This window comes from Azospirillum himalayense (assembly GCF_042657465.1).
Classification (GTDB): Bacteria; Pseudomonadota; Alphaproteobacteria; order Azospirillales; family Azospirillaceae; genus Azospirillum; species Azospirillum himalayense.
The window spans coordinates 1-7615 of sequence record NZ_JBHSLC010000053.1; the positions used below are offsets into that span (position 1 = coordinate 1).

Here is a 7615-nt window from a genome sequence, read left to right on the forward strand (position 1 = left end):
GTCCGCCAAGCCGAGGGTGTGCAGCAGGTTGGCCACGGTGCGGGGACCAACCGCCAGCACCGCACCGACCGCGAGCGCGGCCACCGTCGATCGGGTGCGCTCCGAGAAGGCAACCAGATAAGGCCACAGCCAAGCGACGAAGGCCGGGGGAAGAGGGATGGCGAGGTGTGCCATGGGGCACCTGTGGCATCGTCGGAGGCTGACCAGCCAACAACCCTTCGCCGACGGTGTTGCGACGCCCGCCTATGACAGGACAAGCGTCCCAAAATGCGCAAAGTCGAATCACTTCCGTGTCGTCACCCCTTCTCCCTTGCGCACCGCTTGCTCGTTCTCGTGATGGCGGACGTAATGCGCCAGAACGATCTTCAGGACACCGGCGCGTTTCATGTCCCGGCAGGCGACGGCATGGGCAATGTCATCCTCGATCATGCGGCGGATGGTGCGTTGCCCCTCTGGGGTCTGGTTGAGGTAGCAGCCAAGTTCCGCGGCGACGATTTCGGGCAAATGCTCATGCTCGGCAATGGCGTCGATCTCTTCGCGAGTAAGCCCACTCAGCCCGATGCAGTCCTCGATCGTGATCATCATGACGGCCTCCCTGGTCACGGGTATGACAGCAGTCTGGCCGGATCGGGCAGCGTGGACCTTAACCCAGGTTAGCAAACCCCGACGTCAATCGGTGTGTCCTGCGTCTCCGGTGTGAAGGATCAGCCGCAGACTGGTTTGCGGCGAGGTTGTCCACGCCGACTCCGCGCCAACCTGCGCGGCCAGCATGCTGATCAATTCGAGGCCGGAGGACCGTGCCCGCTCCGGCGGCAGGCCAACCCCATTATCGGACAGACACAGATGGATTTCGCCGGGCTTTGTCACGAGCAGGGCGAGGGTGATCGTCCCGCTTCCCTGTGGGAACGCATGCTTGGCGCTGTTGGTAATGAACTCGTTGGCAATCAGCCCGAGTGAGACGGCGGTGTTGTGGTCTACATACGCATGGTCGACTCTGGTTCGCAGCGCGATTCCACCGGCAAGGCCGCGTCCATGAAGGGCTAAGGCGTTGGCGCACAGTTCCACAAGATAGTCTCCCAACTCCACGACGCCGACCTGACTGGCCTCATACAGGCGCGAATGGACGAGGCGAAGCGCCTCGACCCGCCCCTGGAGTTCCTCCAGGATGCGGATGGTTTCTTCGCACTTGGCTTGGCAGCCTTCCAACGCAAGCAGGCTCAAGATCGCCTGGAGGTCGTTCTTGACCCGGTGCTGAAGTTCGCGCATCGACATGATCCGCTGGTCTTCCGCCCGGCGCAGCAGGACGCTGGTGTTCCGCATGGTGTCGTAGACCGAGGCCAACTCCTCCAGGTTGGTCGCCGGCGGCGGCGGCAACGCCGCTCCAGGTGTTTGCAGCGCTTCCGCAACCTGCGCCAACCCGGTCACCGATCTGGACAGCCGACGGGCGTAGCGCAGCACCAGGAGGGAGGCGCAGCCGAGCACGAGGACACTGATCGCGGCCGCCGACCACAGCGACCGGTGCAGGGGATCCTCGAACACGGAGGCCGGCGCGGCGAACGCGACCGTCCATCCCGACAGCTTCGAACGCGAGAACACGAGCGACAACGGCTCTCCCTCAAAAGCGGGGCCGGTCGCCTGTCCGGTCGGCGCCGTTTGGATCGCGTTCTGAACCCACCCTGGGGCTGGTTTGCCGACGAACCGTTCGGCAGCGCGGGTTCGCGCGACGACGATCCCGTTCTGGTCGATGATCCCGGCCACCCAACCGTCAGGGATTGGCTGCTCTCGAAGGAGGGCCTCCCATTTCGAGGTCGTCACCGCCGCAATGAGTGCGTAACGCTTGCCATCCTTCACCTGAACGGGCACCAGGACGGCGCCGACGTGTTCGTTGGCGATGGGCCCGTATAGCAGTCCGGAAATCTGCGGTTGCCCGGTGGACATCGCCTCGGCCAGCTCGGGATTGATGTCGGCAACCGTCGGCACGGACGTTCCGTACGGAACTTTGGTGCTGAACACCACGCTTCCATCGGCATCGCGAAGCGTTACGTGCGACCAGTGAGAATGCTTGTCCTTGACCGCCTGAGCGACGCGATAAAGCCGTTGCGGATCGCCATCGACGACCATCGTCGCGGCAAGCCCCTCCAGGGCCGAGGTGGTGACGAGCAGTTGCTGATCGAGAGCCGCCGCGATGGCGCGGACCGTGATCGCCATCTCGGCGGCGGCAAACCGTTGCTGTATTGCCAGATTCCATGCGACCAAGCTGATGGCGATGGCAGCCATGGCCGCCAAGGCCGTGACCACGACGCTGAGAAGATGGCGGCTGATGTTCCGACGCGCCAAACCTATGGGAGGTGGAGGAGCTGACGAGACATTGGTTAATAACTGCATCGCCTAACCTCTTGATCGTCAAAAGGTTGCGGTTGGTATCTTAAATTATGGACTGCATATACTCTTGGAATCAAAGGTGTGCAATAATTTTATATTCTGATGCATTGTTATAGAGCGATGGTTAATTGAAATATGCATTATGTATTTTGTCATATTTTATCTTAGTATATTTGGGATTGATATTGATACGAATTAAGTATGCGCCAAAAGGCATGATGGTATATTGCCAGCCTAATTTACGGCTATGTTCCGTCTCATTAGCATAGACGTACCGGATGGTGATTCAGATCAAGTCAATTGGCGGCACAATGAGAGACCGTTGCCGTGATGAGCCCAAGCGTTGAAAGATCGGCGGCGAAAAGCCGGTGGCTGTGTCTCAGCCCCAACCGAGTTTTCGATGCCACCTTTTCCTGATGAAGGCGGTGCTCAAGCTTAACCCCGTGCATTGCCACAGAAGGCGGCCATGATGCCAACCGGCGACCTTGCGGAAATCGGGCATCTCCATGCCGAACTCATGAACGCGATTGCCTTGGCTCTGGCCAGCGGCGGGCATCGCGATCAGGATTTGCTGTTTCTCTTTCAATGGGTACAAGAGGTGGGGCAGACCAAAGCAATGGACCGCGTCGAGTCCGTTGCAAGCGAGATGCCGGACCAGACAATGGAGATGGACTGCCAGAGCGTGTTGCGGTCACTCGTCTGCACGCCGGCACACACGCCTCTCGGAATCGCCGCGAAGCTGGCGGTCGCATGCGCGATGTCCGATGCTTTCAAAGTGGCTCAGGAGGCGCCGGGAGGTGCTGTGGCGCCCCATGTCATTCTGTCCGCTTTTTTCGACGCCATGGCCCAGGCTCAGTTGCTTCCGTTGGAGCGGCCAAGCCTTCCGCACTGATTCCAGGCTGAGGAGGCGGTCATGCAATCAGACTGCCAAGCGTGCCCGCTGCGACGTGACGGGTTGTGCGCGAGCGTTGCGGATGAACAGTTGCCCAGCTGGGCGGCGATCAAACGCCCGGTCCGCACCATTCGTGCCGGCGGCAGTTTATTTGTCGAAGGTGACGAAAACGAGATGGTGTACATTGTTCGCCGTGGCTGGGCGTTGGCGTCCATGATGCACGAGAACGGGCGGCGCCAAGTGCTGCGTTTCGTCATGCCGGGATATCTGATCGGCTTCGAGCGGAGCCCCGACGGAGACATGCCCTGCACGGTTGAAGCGCTCACCGATCTGATCGTCTGTCCGATGCCACGCCCTTCCCTGATGCGCTTTTGCCAACAGGTGCCGAACGTTGCCTTGCGGATGGCATCCTTGCTCGCTGCCGAAACGATCTCTGATTGGCAGCTCTTGGGCGGGCTCGGCACCCGCACCGCCGCGGAGCGGATTGCCCGACTTCTCCTTGCCCTTTACAATCGGCAACGGGAAAGAACCGCACCGGACATTTCGGACGTGACGCTGCCGATCAGTCAGGTTCTCATAGCCGATGCCACAGGGCTGACACCGGTCCACGTCTGTCGGACGCTCAAGGAGATGCGTACGGCTGGGCTGCTGTCCTTTGCGAAAGGCCACCTGCGTGTGCTCGATCGGATGCGACTCACTGAGCTGGCCGAGATGAACGACGCCACGGCACCTCAGCCACTGGCCAAGCAGGACGTGTCGTTACCACTCGCCAATCCACGGGACCGCGGTCGGTTGCCACAAGATTTCCGGAAACCGTTATTGAACTCGCCTGGGACACGTGGAAGTCATGTTATGAATCATCCCAGTCGATCCGCATCGGATTAAATCTGTCATCAGTAATTCTGAATTCGAATGGGCGCCAGCAGCGACCGCACAGCACAATGCTGCGTCGACAAACGTGGCAGGCGGTCAATTCCACCGCCAGGGCAGACCCGAATCAGAACTGTGCGCAACATGCTGGAGCAGCGTTGTGTGGTCGACATGAGGGGCGCACAGCGGGAGGACGCCATCTCAGACGGTCAGCACCGCCGCTCCGGTGACGGCCCCGCAGCGCAGCGCTTCCACAGCTTCATTGGCCTGGGCGAGGCGAAAGGGCGTTGTGCGGGTCCGTACGGGGATGCGGGGTGCAAGCGCCAGAAACTCCTCCCCGTCCCGGCGGGTGAGGTTGGCGACGGAGCGGATCACCCGCTCACCCCATAGGATGTCATAGGGGAAGGAGGGGATGTCGCTCATGTGGATGCCGGCGCAGACGACGGTACCCCCCTTCACCACCGCCCGCAGCGCCGTCGGAATCAGCGCGCCGACGGGGGCGAAGAGAATGGCGGCATCCAGAGGCTCCGGAGGGGGCTCTCCAGACCCGCCGGCCCAAGCCGCGCCAAGATCACGGGCCAGGGCCTGTGCAGCCTCATCCCCGGTCCGCGTGAAAGCGAATACCCGCTGACCCCAATGCCGGGCAATCTGGATGACGATGTGCGCAGCGGCTCCGAAGCCGTAAAGACCTAGGCGTTCCACCTCCCCGACGGCCCGGAGGGCGCGGTAACCGATCAGGCCGGCACACATCAGCGGTGCCGCTTCGATGTCCGTGTAGAATGGGTCGACAGGAAAGGCGTAGCGAGCGTCGGCGACCGCCATCTCGGCGTAGCCACCGTCGATCTGATAGCCGGTGTAGCGCGCGCGGTCGCACAGGTTCTCGCGTCCCGAGCGGCAATAGACGCATTCGCCGCAACTCCAGCCGAGCCAGGCGATGCCCACGCGGTCCCCAAGATGAAAGCGCTCCACGCCTGGCCCGGTTTCGAGGATGCTCCCGATGATCTCATGGCCGGGAATAAGTGGCAGTTTGGGGTGTGGCAACTCGCCGTCCATGACGTGCAGGTCGGTTCGGCATACCGCGCAGGCGTGCACAGCGATCAGGATGTGGCCCGGTCCTGGTTCTGGGTCCGGCAGCGAGGCGGAAATCAGCGATGCGCGCGGCTGCGGCAGGATCATCGCTCTCATGCTCAGCCCTCCATGTGAAGGTCTGCTTCACGATCGTTCTGGACGTTGGCGACTTCCTGCGACCTTGATCCAGGCCCGTGGCGCGGAGTGGTTGGCCTCGCGTTAGCGCGTCATCCCTTGCAGATAGGCGATAACGTCATCGATCTCAGAGTGTGAAAGGTGCAGGTCCGGCATCGGCGGGTGAGGAAAGGTCAGCCATTGCCGCAACCAATTCGGACTGCGGTTCGGATCGCGCGCGATGCTGGCCAATGTCGGGACCGCGTCGGTGCCGCGCACGACACGGCTGTCCGCATTGCTGTCCGAGGTCAAGTGGCAGGCGGCGCACCAACGGTCGGCGATGCCTCTGCCCACTTCCGCGTCCGCCGCCTGTGTCACGTCCGCCATGGCGAAAAACATCATCAACACCCCCACGTATAGGCCCGTCTTCATTGCAAGCCTTCCTTTAGGGACATCAGGTAGGCGACGACATCGTCGGTTTCTTCCATAGACAGACGGATGTTCGGCATGACCGGGTGGGATGTCCGCAGGTAGCTGCGCAGGGCCATTTCGGTCACCCCTGGATCGCGCATTCGCTCAACCAAGTCGGGCGCAGCAAGCTCCTCTTGCATGGGGGGTGGCTTGGCCGTTGGCGGTTGCGACACGCGGTGGCACTCACCGCAGACCTCCTCGGCCAAGTGGCGCCCGAAGCCGATGCTGCCTGGTCCATCGGACGCGGCGTGCGCGGACGCGGCAACAATCGACGAAACGATGATTGCTCCGACCGCTAGGCTGGGCAATCGGCACGGAGTGTCGACCATGTCAGGCCTCCCTGTGCCACTGGGCTGGTGCAATTGGTAAAGCGTCTTGTGCAGAAACGGCCGCCCGCCCGAAGCCGGCAGCAAGCCGGAAAGGTTCTGCGATGATCAGCTGCATGCTATGGCTGGGGCGCTCAGGAAGTCCACTCTTCGTACGAGGTACTTGGCTGACAGACAGCCCGTTTCGAAAGTTGCGCTGACGGGGTGAGGGCCTGAGGCGGTGGCTGTTGGCAGGGAAACCCACTGCCGGAGACCGCCGATGTGGACGCCCGAGGAACGCCGGTTGGTTGGCGATTACGGCGCCGGCCAAACGCTGAGCGATGACCAGTACCGACTGATCGAACCACTGATCCCGTCGGCCAAGCCCGGCGGACGGCCCCGCAGCACGGACATGCGCCAACTGCTGGACGCCCTGTTCTACGTGGTGCGGACCGGCTGTCAATGGCGCCATCTGCCACCCCCGCCGGCCTTCCCGCCCTGGCCCACGGTCTACCGCTACTTCCGCGCCTTCCTGGAAGCGGGCGTGTGGGAGAACTTGCGCCACCATCTGGTGGTGATGCTGCGCGAGCAGGAGGGCCGCGATCCGACGCCCTCGGCCGCCATCCTCGACACCCAGAGCGTGAAGACCACGGAAAAGGGGGCGCGCGCGGCTTTGACGCAGCCAAGAAGGTCAAGGGCCGCAAGCGTCACATCGCCGTCGACACCTCGGGCTTCCTGCTCGGTGTCCTCGTCCACGCCGCCGACATCCAGGACGCCGACAGCGCCGGAGCGTTGTTGAGGCGGATCAAGCGGCTCTACTGCTGACTGCGCGCCATCTTCGCCGACAGCATCTACAACCGGATGCCGGTGATCCTCGCCTGTTTCCTGCTCGGGTTGACGCTGATCATCGTCCGGCGCATCGCCGGCGGCGGCTTCATCCTCGTTCCGCGCCGCTGGGTGGTCGAACGATCATTCGGATGGCTCGGACGATGGCGACGTTTGTCCAAGGATTACAAGGAACGCACCGACGTCGCCGAGGCCATGGTCACCGTCGCCGCCATCAGGATCATGCTGCACCGCCTCGTTCACCCAAACCGCAGGCGCCTGCCTTCACCCGACATTTGAAACGGGCTGAGAGCTTGGAAGGGCACCGGGCACCGTCAACCTGTTGACCACTCAGTTGCCGGGGCGGGCCATGCGGGGTATGGGACGGCATGACGACGCGCCCCGATCCCCGCTACGCCGGCTACCGCTATCCCGCCGAGATCATTGCGACGGCGGTTTGGCTGTACTTCCGCTTTCCGCTCAGCCTGCGGATGGTCGAGGACCTGCTGGCGGCGCGCGGCATCACCGTGAGCTACGAGACGGTGCGCCAGTGGGCTCGGAAGTTCGGCCCCGAGATCGCCGCCCGGCTGCGCCGACGGGCGCCGCGCCGGGGCGACAAGTGGCACCTCGACGAGGTGGTCCTGACCATCGGCGGCCGCAAACATCACCTGTGGCGGGCCGTCGATCA

The 7615-nt window shown here is 62.8% G+C and carries 8 protein-coding genes and 1 pseudogene; 4 read left to right on the top strand and 5 right to left on the bottom strand.

All coding sequences use genetic code 11. From position 1 onward, the window contains the following. Positions 1-282: 282 nt before the first annotated feature. Together ACFPMG_RS23075 and ACFPMG_RS23080 are read right to left on the bottom strand one after the other, a co-directional pair. Positions 283-585 (bottom strand): hypothetical protein, encoded by a 303-nt coding sequence (locus ACFPMG_RS23075; RefSeq protein ID WP_376997558.1) that lies wholly within the window; start codon positions 583-585, stop codon positions 283-285. An 84-nt stretch (positions 586-669) separates the two neighbouring features. Next, on the bottom strand, positions 670-2385 hold the full coding sequence (locus ACFPMG_RS23080; protein WP_376997560.1) for a histidine kinase dimerization/phosphoacceptor domain -containing protein: 1716 nt from the start codon (positions 2383-2385) through the stop codon (positions 670-672). Between the two features lie 463 nt (positions 2386-2848). On the opposite strand from ACFPMG_RS23080, the gene ACFPMG_RS23085 reads away from it, so the two are divergent. After that, the gene (locus tag ACFPMG_RS23085) at positions 2849-3274 is read left to right on the top strand and encodes a hypothetical protein (protein WP_376997561.1); all 426 of its coding nucleotides are present in this window, start codon (positions 2849-2851) and stop codon (positions 3272-3274) included. 21 nt (positions 3275-3295) lie between these two features. Then, a complete protein-coding gene (locus tag ACFPMG_RS23090; RefSeq protein ID WP_376997563.1) occupies positions 3296-4159 on the top strand; it encodes a Crp/Fnr family transcriptional regulator in 864 nt (287 codons plus the stop codon). A gap of 186 nt (positions 4160-4345) precedes the next feature. On the opposite strand, the gene ACFPMG_RS23095 is transcribed toward ACFPMG_RS23090, so the two are convergent. The 3 genes from ACFPMG_RS23095 to ACFPMG_RS23105 form a co-directional block, all read right to left on the bottom strand. Then, on the bottom strand, positions 4346-5329 hold the full coding sequence (locus ACFPMG_RS23095) for a zinc-dependent alcohol dehydrogenase family protein (RefSeq protein WP_376997564.1): 984 nt from the start codon (positions 5327-5329) through the stop codon (positions 4346-4348). A 102-nt stretch (positions 5330-5431) separates the two neighbouring features. After that, a complete protein-coding gene (locus ACFPMG_RS23100) occupies positions 5432-5758 on the bottom strand; it encodes a c-type cytochrome (RefSeq protein ID WP_376997566.1) in 327 nt (108 codons plus the stop codon). After that, entirely contained in the window at positions 5755-6126 is a 372-nt protein-coding gene (locus tag ACFPMG_RS23105) for a c-type cytochrome (protein WP_376997567.1), read from the bottom strand. Before ACFPMG_RS23105 ends, ACFPMG_RS23100 begins: the two co-directional genes overlap by 4 nt. A 256-nt stretch (positions 6127-6382) precedes the next feature. On the opposite strand from ACFPMG_RS23105, the pseudogene ACFPMG_RS23110 reads away from it, so the two are divergent. Both ACFPMG_RS23110 and ACFPMG_RS23115 read left to right on the top strand, forming a co-directional pair. Then, a pseudogene (locus ACFPMG_RS23110) lies at positions 6383-7227 on the top strand (IS5 family transposase). An 89-nt stretch (positions 7228-7316) separates the two neighbouring features. Next, on the top strand, positions 7317-7615 hold a 299-nt coding region (locus ACFPMG_RS23115), incomplete at its 3' end, for a transposase (RefSeq protein ID WP_376997568.1).

Bases quoted from the DNA above. Each gene is read 5' to 3' on its own strand.
- ACFPMG_RS23090 (WP_376997563.1), top strand. From the start codon at position 3,296: ATGCAATCAGACTGCCAAGCGTGCCCGCTGCGACGTGACGGGTTGTGC.
- ACFPMG_RS23080 (WP_376997560.1), bottom strand. From the start codon at position 2,385: ATGCAGTTATTAACCAATGTCTCGTCAGCTCCTCCACCTCCCATAGGT.
- ACFPMG_RS23085 (WP_376997561.1), top strand. From the start codon at position 2,849: ATGATGCCAACCGGCGACCTTGCGGAAATCGGGCATCTCCATGCCGAA.
- ACFPMG_RS23095 (WP_376997564.1), bottom strand. From the start codon at position 5,329: ATGAGAGCGATGATCCTGCCGCAGCCGCGCGCATCGCTGATTTCCGCC.
- ACFPMG_RS23075 (WP_376997558.1), bottom strand. From the start codon at position 585: ATGATGATCACGATCGAGGACTGCATCGGGCTGAGTGGGCTTACTCGC.
- ACFPMG_RS23105 (WP_376997567.1), bottom strand. From the start codon at position 6,126: ATGGTCGACACTCCGTGCCGATTGCCCAGCCTAGCGGTCGGAGCAATC.
- ACFPMG_RS23100 (WP_376997566.1), bottom strand. From the start codon at position 5,758: ATGAAGACGGGCCTATACGTGGGGGTGTTGATGATGTTTTTCGCCATG.